The 16,483-nt window shown below is 74.2% G+C and carries 12 protein-coding genes and 2 pseudogenes; 9 read left to right on the forward strand and 5 right to left on the reverse strand.

The window, feature by feature from the left end:
- Nucleotides 1–147 precede the first annotated feature (147 nt).
- Nucleotides 148–1,599 (forward strand): amidase, encoded by a 1,452-nt coding sequence (locus FHX73_RS34965; RefSeq protein WP_145910025.1) that lies wholly within the window; start codon nt 148–150, stop codon nt 1,597–1,599.
- A gap of 72 nt (nt 1,600–1,671) precedes the next feature.
- Here FHX73_RS34965 and FHX73_RS34970 read toward each other — a convergent pair whose 3' ends face one another.
- Nucleotides 1,672–1,926 carry a LapA family protein gene (locus FHX73_RS34970; protein WP_145910026.1) on the reverse strand — a complete coding sequence of 85 codons (255 nt, stop codon included), beginning with the start codon at nt 1,924–1,926 and terminating at the stop codon, nt 1,672–1,674.
- A 198-nt stretch (nt 1,927–2,124) separates the two neighbouring features.
- On the opposite strand from FHX73_RS34970, the gene FHX73_RS34975 reads away from it, so the two are divergent.
- Genes FHX73_RS34975 through FHX73_RS34985 form a run of 3 tightly spaced genes read left to right on the forward strand, consistent with a single transcriptional unit; the run spans nt 2,125 to nt 4,800 of the window.
- The gene (locus FHX73_RS34975) at nt 2,125–2,898 is read left to right on the forward strand and encodes a GNAT family N-acetyltransferase (protein ID WP_145910027.1); all 774 of its coding nucleotides are present in this window, start codon (nt 2,125–2,127) and stop codon (nt 2,896–2,898) included.
- Nucleotides 2,895–3,806 (forward strand): lysophospholipid acyltransferase family protein, encoded by a 912-nt coding sequence (locus tag FHX73_RS34980; protein ID WP_145910028.1) that lies wholly within the window; start codon nt 2,895–2,897, stop codon nt 3,804–3,806. The genes FHX73_RS34975 and FHX73_RS34980 overlap by 4 nt, the downstream gene beginning before the upstream one ends.
- A gap of 25 nt (nt 3,807–3,831) precedes the next feature.
- Nucleotides 3,832–4,800, forward strand: coding sequence for a D-2-hydroxyacid dehydrogenase family protein (locus tag FHX73_RS34985; protein WP_145910029.1), 969 nt, complete (start codon nt 3,832–3,834; stop codon nt 4,798–4,800).
- A 27-nt stretch (nt 4,801–4,827) separates the two neighbouring features.
- Here FHX73_RS34985 and FHX73_RS34990 read toward each other — a convergent pair whose 3' ends face one another.
- The 3 genes from FHX73_RS34990 to FHX73_RS35000 form a co-directional block, all read right to left on the reverse strand.
- Nucleotides 4,828–5,844 carry a ketopantoate reductase family protein gene (locus FHX73_RS34990; RefSeq protein WP_145910030.1) on the reverse strand — a complete coding sequence of 339 codons (1,017 nt, stop codon included), beginning with the start codon at nt 5,842–5,844 and terminating at the stop codon, nt 4,828–4,830.
- 115 nt (nt 5,845–5,959) lie between these two features.
- Nucleotides 5,960–6,631, reverse strand: a complete 672-nt coding sequence (locus FHX73_RS34995; RefSeq protein WP_145910031.1) for a TetR/AcrR family transcriptional regulator — start codon at nt 6,629–6,631, stop codon at nt 5,960–5,962.
- A complete protein-coding gene (locus tag FHX73_RS35000; protein WP_145910032.1) occupies nt 6,628–8,100 on the reverse strand; it encodes an MFS transporter in 1,473 nt (490 codons plus the stop codon). The genes FHX73_RS34995 and FHX73_RS35000 overlap by 4 nt, the downstream gene beginning before the upstream one ends.
- Before the next feature lie 235 nt (nt 8,101–8,335).
- Here FHX73_RS35000 and FHX73_RS35005 point away from each other — a divergent pair, with 235 nt between their 5' ends.
- A complete protein-coding gene (locus FHX73_RS35005) occupies nt 8,336–10,099 on the forward strand; it encodes a glycoside hydrolase family 35 protein (RefSeq protein WP_145910033.1) in 1,764 nt (587 codons plus the stop codon).
- A gap of 23 nt (nt 10,100–10,122) precedes the next feature.
- Here the strand turns inward: FHX73_RS35005 and FHX73_RS46765 are convergent.
- Nucleotides 10,123–10,509: pseudogene (locus FHX73_RS46765) on the reverse strand (cupin domain-containing protein); the annotation flags it as partial.
- Between the two features lie 52 nt (nt 10,510–10,561).
- On the opposite strand from FHX73_RS46765, the pseudogene FHX73_RS35015 reads away from it, so the two are divergent.
- The 4 genes and pseudogenes from FHX73_RS35015 to FHX73_RS35030 all read left to right on the forward strand — a co-directional run bounded on the left by FHX73_RS35015 (nt 10,562) and on the right by FHX73_RS35030 (nt 16,466).
- Nucleotides 10,562–11,544 (forward strand): annotated as a pseudogene (locus FHX73_RS35015) (GlxA family transcriptional regulator).
- A gap of 130 nt (nt 11,545–11,674) precedes the next feature.
- A complete protein-coding gene (locus FHX73_RS35020; RefSeq protein WP_145910035.1) occupies nt 11,675–12,274 on the forward strand; it encodes a DUF4328 domain-containing protein in 600 nt (199 codons plus the stop codon).
- Nucleotides 12,275–12,330: 56 nt separating this feature from the next.
- Nucleotides 12,331–13,410 (forward strand): LacI family DNA-binding transcriptional regulator, encoded by a 1,080-nt coding sequence (locus tag FHX73_RS35025; RefSeq protein WP_145910036.1) that lies wholly within the window; start codon nt 12,331–12,333, stop codon nt 13,408–13,410.
- Nucleotides 13,411–13,511: 101 nt separating this feature from the next.
- Complete coding sequence (locus tag FHX73_RS35030) at nt 13,512–16,466, forward strand: polysaccharide lyase family 8 super-sandwich domain-containing protein (protein ID WP_145910037.1); 2,955 nt, start codon at nt 13,512–13,514, stop codon at nt 16,464–16,466.
- Nucleotides 16,467–16,483: the final 17 nt, after the last annotated feature.

Below are 16,483 nucleotides of genomic sequence, written 5' to 3' on the forward strand. Positions count from 1 at the left end.
CTCCAGAGCGAGCGGCACCGGCAGGACGACGCCCGTCCGCCCGTCCGCCCGTCCGCCCGCGAAGGTGACATTCGTTCAAGCCAAGTCGCCCCGAAACCCGCGAACCTGACGGATGATGCAAGCCCGCCCGCACCGGAAGGAGCACCCATGCCCTCCCCGCACGACAAGCTCGACCCCACCGACCCGTTCGTCCCCGCCCTCGAACTCGCCGCCGCCGTGCGCCGCAAGGAGGTCAGCCCGGTCGAGCTCGCCGAGGCCTGCCTGGCGCGGATGGACGAACTCGATCCGCAGCTCAACGCCTTCAGCCACCGCGACGACGACACCGTCCGCAAGGCGGCGGCCGAGGCGGCGCAGACCGTGGCGCGGGCCCGTTCCACCGACGAGCTGCCGCCGTTCCTCGGCGTCCCCCTGCCCGTCAAGGACCTGGTGGACGTGGCGGGCTGGCCCACCTCCTACGGCTCGTCAGGAGCCTCCCGTGCCCCGGCCGCCACCTCGAACCCGGTGGTGCAGCGGTTCCTGGCGGCCGGGTTCGTGCCGCTCGGCAAGACCACCACCTCGGAGTTCGGCTCCCTGCCGTACACCGAGAGCGAGGCCCTGGGCATCTCCCGCAACCCGTGGGCGCCGGACCGCACGCCGGGCGGCTCGTCGAGCGGCGCGGGCGTGGCCGTCGCCGCCGGGATGGCGCCGATCGCGCACGGCTCGGACGGCGGCGGCTCGCTGCGGATCCCGGCCTCCTGCAACGGGCTGGTCGGGCTCAAGTCGACCCGCGGGCTGGTGACCAGCACGGCCGTCTCCGTGGAGGGCTGCGCGACGAACGGCGTGCTCACCCGCACGGTGGCCGACACCGCGGCCGCGCTCGACGTGCTGGCGCTGCACGACCCGGGCGCCTGGTGGTCGCCGCCCGCCCCGCGGCGGCGGCTGACGGACGCACTGCGCGAGGAGCCGCCGACGGGGCTGCGGATCGGCGTGCTGCGCGAGTCGCCGCTGGAGGGCATCCCGGTCGACCCGGCGTGCGGGGCGGCGGTCGACAAGGCGCTGCACGCACTGGAGGCGGCGGGCCACCACGTGCTGGACACCCCGCTGCCGCTGCCGCCGAGCGGGGAGCTGATCTCGGTCTTCACCACCCTGTGGCACCTCGGTGGCGCCGGGGTCGAGCTCGCCGACCCGGAGCGGGTGGAGCCGCACAACCGGGCCCTGCGGGAGGCCGCCCGGGCCACCGACTCCTGGACCTACGCGCAGGCGGTGCAGCGGGCCCAGCAGTTCTCCCGGCAGATCGTCGAGGGCTTCCTGGCCGGCTTCGACCTGCTGGTGACCCCCACGATGGCGTGCCTGCCGCCGCTGATCGGCACGCTGTCGGCGGGCGTCGAGCAGGAACCGCTGATGCCGCTGCTGAACAGCTACCCGCTGGCGGTCTTCACCTCGGTGTTCAACGTGACCGGCCAGCCGGCCGTCTCGCTCCCGCTGCACCAGGACGAGGCCACCGGCCTGCCGGTGGGCGTCCAGCTGGTCGCCGCGCCGTGGCGGGAGGACCTGCTGCTCCAGGTCGCGCGCACGCTGGAGCTCGCCCTGCCCTGGGCCGACCGCCGGCCGGCGCTCTGACCCCTGCCGCTGCCCAGCCGAACGGCGACGCGCACGGTGGGTGCCGCCCGCACACGCGGCACCCACCCGGCGTCACCGCCCCTTCGTCCGCCGCCTGCTCGCCAGCCAGCCGAGGGCGGCGCCGACCAGCAGGGTGACGGCCAGCACCAGCCAGAGCGGCAGCGTCACGGTCGGCACCCACAGGTGGATGCTGGTCGAGGCGGTGTTGGCGGCGATGAACCAGATCGCCAGCGCGGCCAGCAGCAGCATCCCGATGGTGCGCAGCCGGATCTGCCGGCCCCGCACGGTGATCGACGACGGTTCCGAATTGAGGCTTTTGTTGCTCATTCACCCATTATCGTCCGCACTGGGGAAACGGGGCGGCTCGACGTGGCCGGTGTGCAATGAGTCGCCCTACCAGGTGATTTCGAACCTCCATTCAGCAAGTACACATTTCCCCTCTGCTGATTGGCCACCTCGAAGCCAGTCGGGGCGGCGAGAAAACAGGGGCCAGGCCTTCTTCCTCCTCCATCCGGAGAGTTCGCCATGACCGTGGCCCCGCTGCGCCCCGTCACCCCCCACCCCGCCCCATCCGCCGCCCCCCGCTACCAGCTCGCCTTCGCCCAGGACGCCGAGGACGTCCGCGCCGCCCAGCTGCTGCGGCACCGGGTCTTCGCCGAGGAGATGGGCGCGGTGCTGCACAGCCCCGTGCCCGGTCTGGACATCGACCCGCTCGACGACTACTGCGACCACCTGCTGGTGCGCGACCTGGAGACCGAGGACGTCGTCGGCACCTACCGGCTGCTCCGCCCCGCCCAGGCCGCCCTGGCCGGCCGGCTCTACTCCGACGGCGAGTTCGACCTCTCCCGGCTCGCCGGTCTGCGCGGCGACCTGGTCGAGGTCGGCCGCTCGTGCATCGCCGCCGAGCACCGGGGCAACGGTGCGGTGATCAACCTGATGTGGGCCGGCATCGCCCGCTACCTCACCGAGAGCGGCCACGAGTGGATCGCCGGCTGCTGCTCGGTGCCGCTGGGCCAGGACGGCACCACGGCGGCCGGGGTCTGGGACGCCGTCGCGGCCAAGCACCTCGCGCCCGAGGAGTACCGGGTGGTGCCGCACCGCCCGTGGGACCCGACCGGCCGGCCGCGCCCGGCCCGCACCGCGGTGCCGCCGCTGCTCCGCGGCTACCTGCGGCTCGGCGCCTGGGTCTGCGGAACGCCCGCGCACGACCCGGAGTTCGGCGTCGCCGACCTCTTCGTGCTGCTCTCGCTGCGGCGCACCGACCCGCGCTACCTGCGGCACTTCCTCGGTGCCGCGTGAGCGCTTGGCTCCCCACCGCGCCGTGCACGCCCGAGGACTGCGTGGAGCGGCCGGCGGCCACCGTCGGCACCGCCCGGCGGGTGCTGCGCGCGGCGGGGTGCGCCGGGGTGCTGCTCGCCGGGATCGGGGTGGGGCCAGTGGTCCGCGCCCTGCCCCGGCGGGTCCGCGAACGGCTGGTGACGGCCTGGGCCCGCACCCTGCTGGCCACCCTCGGGGTCCGGGTGCGGGCGCTGGGCAGCAGCGTCGCCGTGCCCGGCGGGCTGCTGGTGGCCAATCACATCTCCTGGCTGGACATCGCCGTGATCGCCGCGGTCTGCCCCGGGCGCAACCTCGCGAAGACCGAGGTGGGCCGGTGGCCGGTGCTCGGTCCGCTGGTCGCGCGCAGCGGCACCCTGTTCATCGACCGCGACCGGCTGCGCTCGCTGCCCGGCACGGTCGCCCGGATCGCCGCCGACCTGCGGCGGGGCGAGCGGGTGGTGGTCTTCCCGGAGGGCAGCACCTGGTGCGGCCGGGCGGGCGGGCGGTTCCGGCCCGCCCTGTTCCAGGCGGCGATCGACGCCGGCGCGCCGGTGCAGCCGGTGGCCGTGCGCTACCGGTCGGCCGGTGCGCCGACCACCGTGCCCGCCTTCGTCGGCGAGGACGGGCTGGCGTTCTCGCTCTGGCGGGTGCTCTCGCTGCGCGGCCTGGTGGCGGAGGCGGTGGTGCTGCCGCCGATCCCGACCGACCCGCCGACCGGCGACGACCGCCTCGCCCGGCGCGCACCGGCCCGCCGCGCGCTGGCCCGCCGCACGCTGGCCCGGGCCGCGCAGGCGGCCGTGGACCGCGAGCGGGACGGCGCGCGGCACTGCTCCGTTCCCGCACGACCCCCGTCAGTCGTTCCCGAACGGCGGCCTGCGAGGATGATCTGACGGACGATCAACCGGAGGGTGGCTGATGGAACTGTGCTGCGCGGTGCTCGACGACTTCCAGCAGGTGGCGACCGAACTGGCCGACTGGAGCCCGCTGGCGGGCCGGGTCGGCGTCACCCGGTTCGACCGGCACTTCGAGAGCGAGGACGAACTCGCCGAGGCCCTGGCCGGGTTCGAGATCGTGGTGACCCTGCGCGAGCGGGTCGCGTTCCCCGCCACGCTGCTCGACCGGCTGCCGCGGCTGCGCCTGCTGGTCGCCTCCGGCATGCGCAACTCGGTGATCGACTTCGCCGCGGCCGCCCGCAACGGCGTCACCGTCTGCGGCACCGAGAGCTCCGGCACCCCGCCGGTCGAGCTGACCTGGGCGCTGCTGCTCGGCCTGGCCCGCCAGTTGGTGCCCGAGCACACCAACCTGCGGGCGGGCGGCCACTGGCAGACCACCGTCGGCAGCGACCTGGCGGGCCGCCGGCTCGGCCTGATCGGGCTCGGCCGGATCGGCGCCAAGGTCGCCCAGGTCGGGCTGGCCTTCGGCATGGAGGTGGCCGCCTGGAGCCAGAACCTGACGGCGGAGCGGGCCGCGGCGGCCGGCGTGCGGTTCGCGCCGAGCCTGGCCGACCTGCTGGCGGAGTCCGACTACCTCTCCGTCCACGTCAACCTCTCGGAGCGCACCCACCACCTGCTGGGCCCCGCCGAGCTCGCCCTGCTCAAGCCGACCGCCTACCTGGTCAACACCTCGCGCGCCGCGATCGTCGACCAGGACGCCCTGTTCGCCGCCCTGACCGCGGGCCGACTGGCCGGCGCCGCCCTGGACGTCTACGACACCGAGCCGCTCCCCGCCGACCACCCGGCCCGCACCACCCCGCGCCTGCTCACCACCCCGCACCTCGGCTACGTGACCGAGCGCAACTACCGCACCTACTACACCCAGACCGTCGAGAACATCGCCGCCTACCTCGACGGGAAACCGCTGCGGGTGCTCGGCACGACGAGCTGACGCGCCGTCAGACGTCCCGTGGGACCGTCAGAGCCCCACGGCCGCCAGCAGCTGCGCCCCGCTCAGCCCGCCCGGGGCGAGCCGCTCGCGGACGGCGCGGTTGGCCAGCACCTGGAGCGCCTCATTCACCGGGGTCGGCACGCCGTGCAGGCGGCCGAGCAGCACGATCTCGCCGTTCAGGTGGTCGGCCTCGACCGAGCCCGCGCCCCGGGCCAGGCTCTGCCAGGTGGAGCCGCCCTGCGCCTCACCCGGTGCGGGTGCCGGGCGGTTCAGCCGGCCGGCCCGCAGCTCGGCCATCTCGGCCGCGGTGGCCCGGGCGATCCCGGCGGCGTCCAGCGCTGCCTCGGCCTCCGCGCGGACGGCGGCCTGCACCCGCTTGCCGTCCGTCCCGTCCGGGTCGGCGCAGAGCGCCTCCACCGCGTTCTCCAGGTTCGCCATCAGCTTGCCGTACTTCCAGAGCATGACCGTCTCGGAGACCGGGGCCAGGAACCCGGACCCTTCGAGGTCCGCCGCCAGCCGGGCCGCCGCCGGGTCGTCGCCGCTCGGGTAGCGACCCACCGTCAGCACCCCGGTGTACGGGTGGCAGAGCGCGCTGACCTCGCCCGGCGCCAGGTGGCCGGACGGCAGCAGCACGCACATCCCGATCACCCGGCGGAACCGGCGCAACGCCGCCCGCTCGTTCTCCACCCCGTTCTGCGCGCAGACCAACGGGAGCCGCTCGCCCGCCGTGCCGCCGCCGGCCACCGGGCGGTCGGCCCAGTCGGCGAGCGCCGCCTCGGTGTGCTGCGACTTGACGGCGAGCACCAGCACATCGTCCCCGGTGAGCTCCAGCTCCGCCGGGCCCGCCACCACCGGCACCGGGAGCGTGCGGGCGCCCCGGTCGGCTGTGCTCAGCCGCAGCCCGCCGGCCCGCAGGGCGTTCAGGTGCTCGCCGCGCGCGACCAGCACCACCCGGTGGCCGCTCTCGTGCAGCCGGCCGCCGATGGTGCCGCCGATCGCACCGGCCCCGATGATCACGTACCTGGGTTCGTTCCGCTCCGCCATGCCGCCTCTTCCTCCCGTTCGGCCGTCCGACTGCCCGACAGCCTGATCGTGCGTCAGGCAGCACCGTACCGGTCGCACCCGAATGGCCGCCCCCGACGAGTGGCGCGACGGGTGCTCAGCCGGTCCGCTCGGCCGGCGGGGCGATCCGGCGGGCCACCAGCGAGTCGTCGGCCGGGCGGTGGGCCAGCGGCGTGCCGGCCGGGCGGAAGCCGGCCAGCACCACCGCGACGTAGCTGCGCCAGGCGTCCGGGGCCTGGGCGGCGGTCTCGTCGATCACGCCGCGCATGGCGAGCACGCACAGGTAGACGTCGGTCAGCGTCAGGTCGGCCCGGACCGTGCCGGCCGCCTGGGCGCGTTCGAGCAGACGGGCCATCAGCTCCCACAGCTCGGCCCGCTGGGTGTCGACGTCGGGCGGGACGACCTGCCAGAGCCGGGAGAGGCCGCCGTGGTGCGAGGACATCACCGCGCCGATGTGCCAGAGCACGCTCTCCAGGCCCGCGCCGCCGCAGGGTTCGGCCGCGGCGGCCCGGGTGCGGGTGAGGATGTTCTCCAGGATCTCGTCGTACAGCGCGGTGATCAGCGCGTCCTTGGTGGGGAAGCGGCGGTACAGGGTGCCCATGCCGACGCCGGCCCGGCGCGCGATCTCCTCCACCCCGGCGGCCGGCCCCTGCTCCGCGAAGACCTCCCAGGCCGCTCGCAACAGCCGCGTCCGGTTCTGGGCCGCGTCGCGGCGCAGGGTCCTGGTTCCGGGGGCGGTGCTGGGGCGGTCCTGGGAGGCGGGGGTCATGCGGGTGCGGACTCCTTGTCGGCGGTGGCCTTCCGGTCCGGCCCCGGCGTCCCGGTGGACCGGTCGGCGCCGGCACCGCGGACGGCCGGGATGAGCACGGCGGCGGCGGCCGCGAGCAACGCCGACCCGGTCAGGAACCAGAACGTGTCGGTGTAGCCCGAATCCGGGGGGAAGGGGTGCGCGGCCGTGACACCGTTGGCCAGGATACTCGCCGCGACACCGCTGCCGATCGCACCGCCGATGGTGCGGATGTTGGCGTTCATGCCGCTGGCCACGCCGGTCTGTTCGGCGGGCACCGCCTCGACCACGATCGAGGACATCGAGGAGAAGGCCAGGCCCATCCCGACGCCCATCAGGCTGGAGGCCAGGTAGATCTGCCAGCTGTGGTCGTGGCCGAGCGAGAGCACCAGGAACGGCACCATGGTGATCAGGCCGCCGGCGATCAGCACCAGCTTCGAGCCGTAGCGGGCGGCCAGCGGGCCGGTCAGCACGCCGAGCACGAACATGCCGATGGTCATCGGCAGCATGTAGACGCCGGACTGGGTGATGCTGGCGGTGAAGCCGTAGCCGGCGAGCTTCGCCGGGGTCTGCACCAGCTGGGGCAGGAAGGTCATCGCGGTGTACATCACCACGCCGAAGAGCAGCGCGACCAGGTTGGCGGTCCACACGGCGGGGATCCGCATCATCCGCATGTCGATCAGCGGGGCCTGCGACCGGAGTTCGACCAGCACCCAGAGCACGGCGACGACCACGGCGGCGGCGAACAGGCCGAGGATCCGCGCCGATCCCCAGCCCCAGGTCGGCCCCTCACTGACCGCCAGCAGCAGGGCGACCAGCCAGATCGAGAGCAGCGCGGCCGCGCCCCAGCTGATCTTCCCGGGGGTGCGGACCGGCGACTCGGGCACGAAGAGGAAGGTGGCGACGGTGGCGACCGCCGTCATGATCATCGGGAGCCAGAAGAGCCAGTGGTAGTCGAGGTGGTCGACGATCGGGCCGGCCAGGATCAGGCCGAGCCCGCCGCCGACGGCGGTCAGCGCGGCGGTGACGCCCACCGCGCCGCGCACCTTGGCGATCGGGAACTCGTCCCGGATGATCCCGAAGGCCAGCGGGAGCACGCCGCCGCCCAGGCCCTGGATCACCCGGGCGACGATCATCCAGCCGATGCTGTTCGAGACCCCGGCCAGTGCCGAGCCGGCGGTCAGCGCCACCAGCGTGACCAGCAGCATCCGTTCCTTGCCCGCCCGGTCGCCGATCCGGCCGAGGATCGGGGTGGCCACCGAGGCCGACAGCAGGTAGGCGGTCATCAGCCAGGTGACGGTCTCCTGCGTGGTGTGCAGGTGCTCCATCAGCGTGGCGAGCACCGGGACGACCATCGACTGCAGCAGCGAGTAGGCGCCCACGCCGAGCAGCAGCACGGCGAAGGTGACGTTGTAGTGCGGGCGGCCGGCGGTTCTGGGTATCCGAGGCATAGGTGTGCGTCCCTGGGGGCGAAGTAAGCGGAGCTCCTACTCCGCATCGCGCAGGCTAGCAGAAGCGGAGAAACGACTCCGCATGAATGACCCCACACGCCCCGGCGGTGCGCCGCCGGGCGCCGAGCAGCCCTTGACCCTGGGGTGACCGCGTTCGTATCGTACGAACGGCCTTGGTAAGCGCTTTCCAGGGTCTTGACCCCCCGGCCGCCAGCCCCCGAGAAACCGGACCGCCATGTTCCTCAGCACCACCGACACCGGCTTCCTGCGCGACGGCCGCCCGCACCGCATCGTCTCCGCCGCCGTGCACTACTTCCGCATCCACCCGCAGCTCTGGCGCGACCGCCTGGCACGCCTGCGCGCCATGGGCGTCAACACCGTCGAGACCTACGTCGCCTGGAACGCGCACGAACGCGAGCGCGGCACCTTCGACTTCACCGGCTGGCAGGACGTGGCCGGCTTCCTGCGGACCGCCGGGGAGCTGGGCCTGGACGTGATCGTCCGCCCCGGCCCCTACATCTGCGCCGAGTGGGAGGCCGGCGGCCTGCCCGCCTGGCTGCTCGCCGAGCCGGGCGTCCGGCTGCGCCGCGGCGACCCGGTCTACCTGGCCGCCGTGGACGCCTGGTTCGACGCCCTGCTCCCGCAGTTGACGCCGCTGCAGGCCGAGGCCGGCGGCCCGATCGTGGCGATGGCCGTGGAGAACGAGTACGGCAGCTACGGCAACGACACCGACTACCTGCGCCACCTGCACGACGGCCTGCGCGCCCGCGGCGCCACCGGCCTGCTCTTCACCGCCGACGGCGCCGAGGACTGGTTCCAGCTCGGCGGCAGGCTGCCCGGCCTGCTGACCACCGGCACCTTCGGCTCCCGCCCCGCCGAGGCGCTCGCCTGCCTGCGCCGCCACCAGCCCACCGGCCCGCTGGTCGCCATGGAGTACTGGCACGCCTGGTTCGACAGCTGGGGCGAGCCGCACCAGGTGCGGGACCCCGCGGAGGCCGCCGAGGTGCTCGACGCCCTGCTCGCCGCCGGCGCCTCCGTCAACCTCTACATGGGCCACGGCGGCACCAACTTCGGCTGGTGGAACGGCGCCAACGTCTACGACGGCCGCTACCTGCCGATCACCACCAGCTACGACTACGACGCCCCGATCGGCGAGGACGGCACCCCCGGCCCCAAGTTCCACGCCTTCCGCGAGGTGATCGAGCGCCACCTCGGCCCGGCCACCGCCCCGCTGCCCGACCCCGCCCCGCGCCTGGCACCCCAGCGCGTCACGCCCACCGGCGCCGCCGCCCTGCTCGACTGCCTCGACCTGCTCGGCAAGCCCGCCGAGCGCCTCGAACCCGAACCGATGGAGCAGCACGGCCAGTCCCTCGGCCTGATCCACTACCGCACCCGCCTGCGCGGCCCGCTCGCCGCCACCGAACTGCGGATCGACGGCCTCGCCGACCGCGCCCAGGCCTTCCTGGACGGCCGCGAACTCGGCACCCTGCACCGCAACGAGCCCGACCGGTGCCTGCCCCTCGCCGTGCCCGCCGAGGGCGCCGACCTCGACCTGCTGGTGGAGAACCAGGGCCGGGTCAACTACGGCCCCGGGCTCGCCGACCGCAAGGGCATCACCGGCGGCGTCCGGCTGGACCGGCAGTACCAGTTCGGCTGGCAGGTCCGCCCGCTCCCGCTCGACCCGCTGCCGGAACTCCCCTACCGGGCGGGCCCGGTGACCGGCCCGTCGTTCCACCGCTTCGAACTCGACCTCCCCGCCCCCGCCGACGGCTTCCTCGCCCTGCCCGGCTGGACCAAGGGCGTGGTCTGGCTCAACGGCTTCACCCTCGGCCGCTACTGGGAGATCGGCCCCCAGCACACCCTCTACGCGCCCGCCCCGCTCTGGCGCCCCGGCCGCAACGAGGTCGTGGTGCTGGAACTGCACACCCCGGGCGAGGCACTGGAGTTGCGCGACGAACCGGACCTCGGGCCCAGCGCGGCAGCGCACGAGGGATTCTGACGGTCAGTCAACTCAGCGTTCCAGAGGACGTGTCCGGTCGTCGCGTCCACGTGGGCGGGGACGTCCTCGTGGCGATCGCCCACGGTCGGCGTGCCGGTCGGCTCGAACATCAGGATCGCGGCGCCGGCCGGCGCGTGCGGCCGGTGCTCCGTCCCGGCGGGGACGGTGAAGACCTCGCCCCGCCGGAGCAGGACCGTGCGCTCGCCCTCGGGCTCGCGCAGGCAGATGTGCAGCTCGCCCTCGATCACCAGGAAGAACTCGTCGGTGGAGTCGTGGGCGTGCCAGACGTGCTCGCCCGCCACCTTGGCGATCCGCACGTCGTAGTCGTTGACGCGGGTGACGATGCGCGGGCTCCACAGTGCGTCGAAGGAGGCCAGGGCCCGCTGGAGGGAGATCGGTCGGTCGCTCATGGCCCCATCCTCGACCACCCGGCCCGGGCCGCGGCAGTGCTAGGAATTGCACATGGCGAAAGAATCCTCGCACCGCGCGCACGCGGCGGGCGTCCACCGGGTGGTCGTGATCGTGGACGAGAACTCGAACCCGTTCGAACTCGGCTGCGCGACCGAGGTCTTCGGCCTGCGCAGGCCGGAGCTCGGCCGCGACCTCTACGACTTCCGGCTCTGCTCCCCGAGCCCGCCACCCCGATGCGGGACGGGTTCTTCACGCTCACCGGCGTCGCCGACCTGGCGCTGGCCGACACGGCGGACACCTTGATCGTCCCCAACCGCCCCGACACCGAGGTGCCCCGCCGACCCTCCGTGCTCGACGCCGTCCGCCGGGCACACGCCCGCGGTGCGCGCCTGATCGGCTTCTGCAGCGGCGCGTTCACGCTGGCCGAGGCCGGCGTGCTCGACGGGCGCCGGGCCGCGGCCCACTGGCAGTGGGCCGGCTCCTTCCGCGCCCACTTCCCCGCCGTCCGGCTCGAAGCGGACGTGCTGTTCGTCGACGACGGTGACATCCTCACCGCCGCGGGCAGCGCGGCCGCCCTCGACCTCGGGCTGCACGTGGTCCGCCGCGACCACGGCGCCGAGGTCGCCAACTCGGTGAGCCGGCGCCTGGTCTTCGCCGCCCACCGCGACGGCGGGCAGCGGCAGTTCGTCGAACGCCCGATGCCCGACCTGCCCGACGAGTCCCTGGCGCCCGTGCTGGCCTGGGCACAGGAGCGGCTCGACGCACCGCTCACAGTCGCCGACCTCGCGGCGCGTGCGGCGGTCAGCCCGGCGACGCTGCACCGCCGCTTCCGGGCACAGCTGGGCACGACGCCGCTGGCCTGGCTCACCGGCGAACGGCTCGCCCTGGCCTGCCGCCTGATCGAGCGGGGCGAGTCGCGCTTCGAGGTGGTCGCGCGGCGCAGCGGGCTGGGCACCGCCACCAACCTGCGCGCGCTGATGCGTCGCGAGACGGGCATCACCCCGTCCGCGTACAAGCGGCGGTTCGGGAGCTGACCACCGCTCACCGACCCGATGCCGTCGCACCGCCCGCACGGGATGGACACGGCCTTCACGATCCCCCTATTCTCCAGGCGATCATCGCGGTGACCTGCACCGCCGTCAGTTCCGGGGGGGCCGTCCGTCCATGCCATCACCATCCGTCGGCGCAGCACAGCGCCGGAGGCCGAGCACCGCTGTTCACCGGCTGGAGTTCGCCGATCCCCGAGTGCTGGCGACGGCGACGCAGTCGCTGCTCGCCCTCTACGTCGCCCTGGCGACGGCCGATGCGCTCAGCCCGGCCTTCTTCCATACCACCGCCCGGTTCACGATCACGCCGTTCCTGGCCGTCGTCGTGGTCTTCCTCTGCTGGTTCCGGCGGTGCCGGCGCAATGCCGAGGTCCAGGCTCCCGGCCGGCACCGGTACTCGCCGAACAGCGCGGTCGGGCTGTGGTTCGTCCCAGTGGTGATGTGGTGGGCGCCGCGGCGGATCGCGCTGGACATCTGGCGGGCGAGCGACGCCCCCGGCCGGCCCTGGGCGATCAACGCGTGGTGGTGGGCCTGGCTCGCGAAGTCCGTCGGAGTCACGGCCTACGTGGTGATCGACCTGGACGGCAATGCGAACTCCCCCTTCTTCGCACTGGTCGACGTTCTCGCCTCGGCACTCGCGGTCCTGATGATCCAGCAGGTGACCACCGCTCAGCGCCGCAAGGCGGCGGCCGCCGCCACCGCTGGAGGAGCGGTGTAGCGGGTCGGCGCCGACCGGCACCCGCCCCGCGCGGCCGTTCCGATAAATTGGCCGCCATGGCGAACGATCCCGGCCCGCGGCGGCACTCCGACCGCTCCTCCGGCGCGGTGACCCTCCAGCAGGTGGCGACGCGCGCCGGGGTGTCGATCGCCACGGCCTCCCGGGCGCTGCACGGCGGCCACGGGCGGGTGGTGAACGAGGAGCTGCGGACCCGGGTGCTGGCGGCGGCCGCCGAGCTGAACTACGTGTCGAACGCGCCCGCGCAGGCGCTGGCCCGGGCCCGCACCTCGGTGGTGGGGCTGATGGTGCACGACGTGGCCGACCCGTACTTCGGGGCGATCGCCACCGGGGTGATGCGGGCGGCGGCCGAGTACGACCTGATGGTGATGCTGACCGCCTCCTTCCGCGAGCAGCAGCTGGAGCTCGACTACCTGGTGCGGCTGCGCAACCAGCGGGCCCGGGCGATCGTGCTGGCCGGCAGCGGTTTCACCGACGGGGAGTTCACCGAGCGGCTGGCCGAGCGGCTGGCCGGGTTCGTGGAGGACGGCGGGCGGGTGGCCTGCGTCGGGGACCACGGGGTGGCGACGGACACCGTGGCGCTGGACAACCGGGGCGGCGCCGAGCAGGCGGTGGCCCACCTGTGGGAGCTGGGGCACCGGCGGATCGGGGTGATCGCGGGGCCGCTCGGGCTGGTGACGGTGCGGGACCGGCTGGACGGGGTGCGGCGGGCGCTGGAGCGGCGCGGCGCGCCGCTGCCCGCCGAGCGGGTGGTGGAGGCGGACTTCACCCGGGCCGGCGGGCGGGCGGCCGCGCTCGCGCTGCTGGCCCGGCAGCCGGAGCTGACGGCGGTGTTCGCGCTGAACGACGGCATGGCGGCGGGCGCGCTGGCCGCGCTGCGCGACGAGCTGGGGCTGGCGGTGCCGGGGCGGGTCTCGGTGGTGGGCTTCGACGACCTGCCGTACGCGGCCGACCTGCACCCGGCCCTGACCACGGTGCGGCTGCCGCTGGAGAAGGCCGGGGTGCGCGCGCTGGAGCTGATCGTGGACGACCGGGACGCGCGCGGCACCCGCCGCATCGTGGAGCTGGAGTCGGAGCTGACGGTCCGGTCCAGCACGGGGCCCGCGCCAGCCCCCTGAGGGGCACTGACTCCCGTGTCGGACCCGTTGACGCCTCGTTGGGAAACCGCTTACCCTCCTGCCCATCCGCTCGGGGGGTTCACCAAGGAGGACGGTCCACCGTGGACGAGACACAGCCCGGCCCCGCCACCACCAGATCGCTTGGCCGCCGCCGCCTGCTCCAACTCGGCGGCGCCGGCGCCGCGCTGACCCTCGCCGGGCAGTGGCTCGGCACCGCCCCGGCCTGGGCCGACGGCTACGGCTCGATGCGCACCGTCTGGTCCGCCCTGCTCACCGGCACCGGCTTCGACCCGACCGCGGCCCCGTTCGCCGCCGCGCTCGCCACCCTCGGCAGCCAGGCCGGTGCCAACCGGTCCGCGATGGCACCGGGCACCTCCTCGCTCTGGCCGGACCTGCCGATCGGCACCGTCTCGGCCAACGTCACCAACAGCTACGCCCGGCTGCGGACCATGGCGCTGGCCTACGTCCAGCCCGGCACCGGACTGACCGGCGACGCCACGCTCGCCAACGCCGTCACCACCGGCCTGGACTGGCTGGCCGCCAACGCCTACACCCCGAGCACCGCCACCTACAACAACTGGTGGGACTGGCAGATCGGCGCCCCGCAGCGCCTGCTCGACACCTGCGTGCTGATTTACAGTCAGCTGACGAGCGGTCAGATCAGCAGCTACTGCGCCGCCGTGGACCACTTCGTGCCCGCCTCCGCCGTCGCCTCCTACACCGGCACCAGCACCGGCGCCAACCGGGTCGACCTGTGCCGGGTGCTGGCGCTGCGCGGCGTGGTCGGCAGCAGCCCGACGGCGCTGACCGCCGCTCAGAAAGCGCTGTCCCCGGTCTTCCCGACCGTGCTCACCGGTGACGGCCTGTACGCCGACGGCAGCTTCCTGCAGCACACCTGCGTGCCCTACACCGGCACCTACGGCGAGGTCCTGCTCAGCGGCCTGAGCAAGCTCTTCACCCTGTTCGCCGGCACCGCCTGGGCCGTCACCGACCCCAACGCGCAGACCATCGCCACCGCCGTGACCAGCGCCTTCGCCCCGTTCCTCTACAACGGCCTGGTGATGGACGGGGTCAGCGGCCGGGCGATCAGCCGGGGAGTCCAGACCAGCGACCCGCTCGGCATCCAGCAGGACGACCACACCCGCGGCCACACCCTGGTCTCCGACATCCTGCGCCTGGCCGGCTCCGGCCTGCCCACCGCCGCGCAGGCCGCCGCCTGGAGGTCGATGGCCAAGGGCTGGCTGCAGCGCGACGGTTACGAGCCGCTGCTCGCCGACCCCGGCGTCGACATCCCCGAACTCGCCCGCGCCCAGGCCCTGCTGAACGACGGCACGGTCACCGCCAGTGCCGAGCCGGTGAACAGCCAGGTCTTCGGCATGGACCGCACCGTGCACCGCCGCCCCGGCTGGGCGGCGCAGTTGAGCACCTGCTCGGCCCGCACCAGCTTCTACGAGACCGGCAACGGCGAGAACCTGCACGGCTGGCACACCAACAGCGGCATGCTCTACTGGTACGGCGCGGACTACGGCAACGGCCAGTACTCGGACGCCTTCTGGCCCACCGTCGACCCCTACCAGCTGCCCGGCACCACCGTCTCCACCCTCGCGCTCGCCGATGCGGCGGGCGGCCAGTGGAGCGCGACCCGCCCCACCAACACCTGGGCGGGCGGCGCGAGCGACGGCACCTTCTCGGTCGCCGGCCAGGACCTGCGCGGACTGCAGTCCACCCTGACCGGCCGCAAGTCCTGGTTCTTCCTGGACGATTCGGTGCACTGCCTCGGCGCCGGCATCAGCTGCACCGACGGCACCGACGTGCAGACCACCATCGACAACCGCAACCTGGGCAGCGGCGGCAACCAGGTGTTCACGGTGGACGGCACGGTCCAGCCCAGCACCCTCGGCTGGACCCGGATCTTCCCGAGCAGCAGCTCCATGGCGATCGACGGCATGGGCGCCTGGGTCTTCCCCGGCGGCGCGAGCGTCAACACCAAGCGGGTGGCGCGCACCGGCGCCTGGTCCGCCGTCAACACCGGCGCGGCGACCACCCCGATCACCCGCGACTACCTCTCGCTCTGGTTCGACCACGGCACCGACCCGAGCGGCGCCGGCTACGAGTACCAGCTGATGCCGGGCGCCTCGGCCGCCGCCGCGGCCGCCCGGGCAGCCGCCCCCAACGTCACCGTGCTCGCCAACACGGCCGCCGTGCAGGCGATCAGCTGTCCCTCGCTCGGGCTCACCATGGCCAACTTCTTCGCCGCCGGCACCGCCGGGCCGCTCACCGTCTCGGCGCCCTGCTCGGTGCTGGTGCGGGAGCAGAGCGGCAGCATGACCGTGGTCGTCGCCGATCCCACCAGGGCCGCGGCGACCGTTCAGGTCACCGTCGCCCGTGCCGGGTACGCCGCGGTCAGCTCCGCGAACGGGGTCAGCGTGCTCGGCACCGCCGGCCAGGTCACCCTGCTCGCCGAGACCGGCGGCACCCAGGGCGCCGGCCGGACCGTCACGCTGAGCACCTCCGGCAGCGCGCCCGCACCGCTCACCGCCACCCAACTCCCGGCCACCGCCAGCACCTACGTGCGCGACGGCTCCTACGGGAACACCAACTTCGGCAACGCCACCACCATGGTGGTGAAGAACGCCGACAACACCGGCAGCGGCTACAACCGGGAGGCGCTGCTCAAGTTCGACCTGTCCGGCGTGCCCGGCACGGTCTCCCGCGCGGTGCTCTGGCTGTCCGGCAGCGTGCAGGACTCCGGCGGCACCCGGACCACCCTGCAGGCCTTCGCCACCACCACCGACACCTGGACCGAGACCGGCGCGACCTGGAACACCGCGCCCGGCCGCGGCAGTTCGCTCGGCACCGGCGCGCTCTCCACCGCGACCGACTGGGTCGGCCTCGACGTGACCGCCGCGGTCGCCGCCGCTCAGTCCGCCGCCGGCGGCGACGGCACCGCCTCGCTCGCCGTCTTCGAACCGCTCGGCGCCGCCGGCCTCGCCGTGGTGCTCGGCACCCGGCTGAACCCCGGCAACCCTTCGCAACTGGAGGTGCTCAGCGGCTGAGCCGCCCCCTGCGGACG

It is taken from the genome of Kitasatospora viridis, assembly GCF_007829815.1.
GTDB classification, from domain to species: Bacteria; Actinomycetota; Actinomycetes; order Streptomycetales; family Streptomycetaceae; genus Kitasatospora; species Kitasatospora viridis.

Bases quoted from the DNA above. Each gene is read 5' to 3' on its own strand.
- FHX73_RS34965 (WP_145910025.1), top strand. From the start codon at position 148: ATGCCCTCCCCGCACGACAAGCTCGACCCCACCGACCCGTTCGTCCCC.
- FHX73_RS34970 (WP_145910026.1), bottom strand. From the start codon at position 1,926: ATGAGCAACAAAAGCCTCAATTCGGAACCGTCGTCGATCACCGTGCGG.
- FHX73_RS34975 (WP_145910027.1), top strand. From the start codon at position 2,125: ATGACCGTGGCCCCGCTGCGCCCCGTCACCCCCCACCCCGCCCCATCC.
- FHX73_RS34985 (WP_145910029.1), top strand. From the start codon at position 3,832: ATGGAACTGTGCTGCGCGGTGCTCGACGACTTCCAGCAGGTGGCGACC.
- FHX73_RS34990 (WP_145910030.1), bottom strand. From the start codon at position 5,844: ATGGCGGAGCGGAACGAACCCAGGTACGTGATCATCGGGGCCGGTGCG.
- FHX73_RS34995 (WP_145910031.1), bottom strand. From the start codon at position 6,631: ATGACCCCCGCCTCCCAGGACCGCCCCAGCACCGCCCCCGGAACCAGG.
- FHX73_RS35000 (WP_145910032.1), bottom strand. From the start codon at position 8,100: ATGCCTCGGATACCCAGAACCGCCGGCCGCCCGCACTACAACGTCACC.
- FHX73_RS35005 (WP_145910033.1), top strand. From the start codon at position 8,336: ATGTTCCTCAGCACCACCGACACCGGCTTCCTGCGCGACGGCCGCCCG.
- FHX73_RS35020 (WP_145910035.1), top strand. From the start codon at position 11,675: ATGCCATCACCATCCGTCGGCGCAGCACAGCGCCGGAGGCCGAGCACC.
- FHX73_RS35025 (WP_145910036.1), top strand. From the start codon at position 12,331: ATGGCGAACGATCCCGGCCCGCGGCGGCACTCCGACCGCTCCTCCGGC.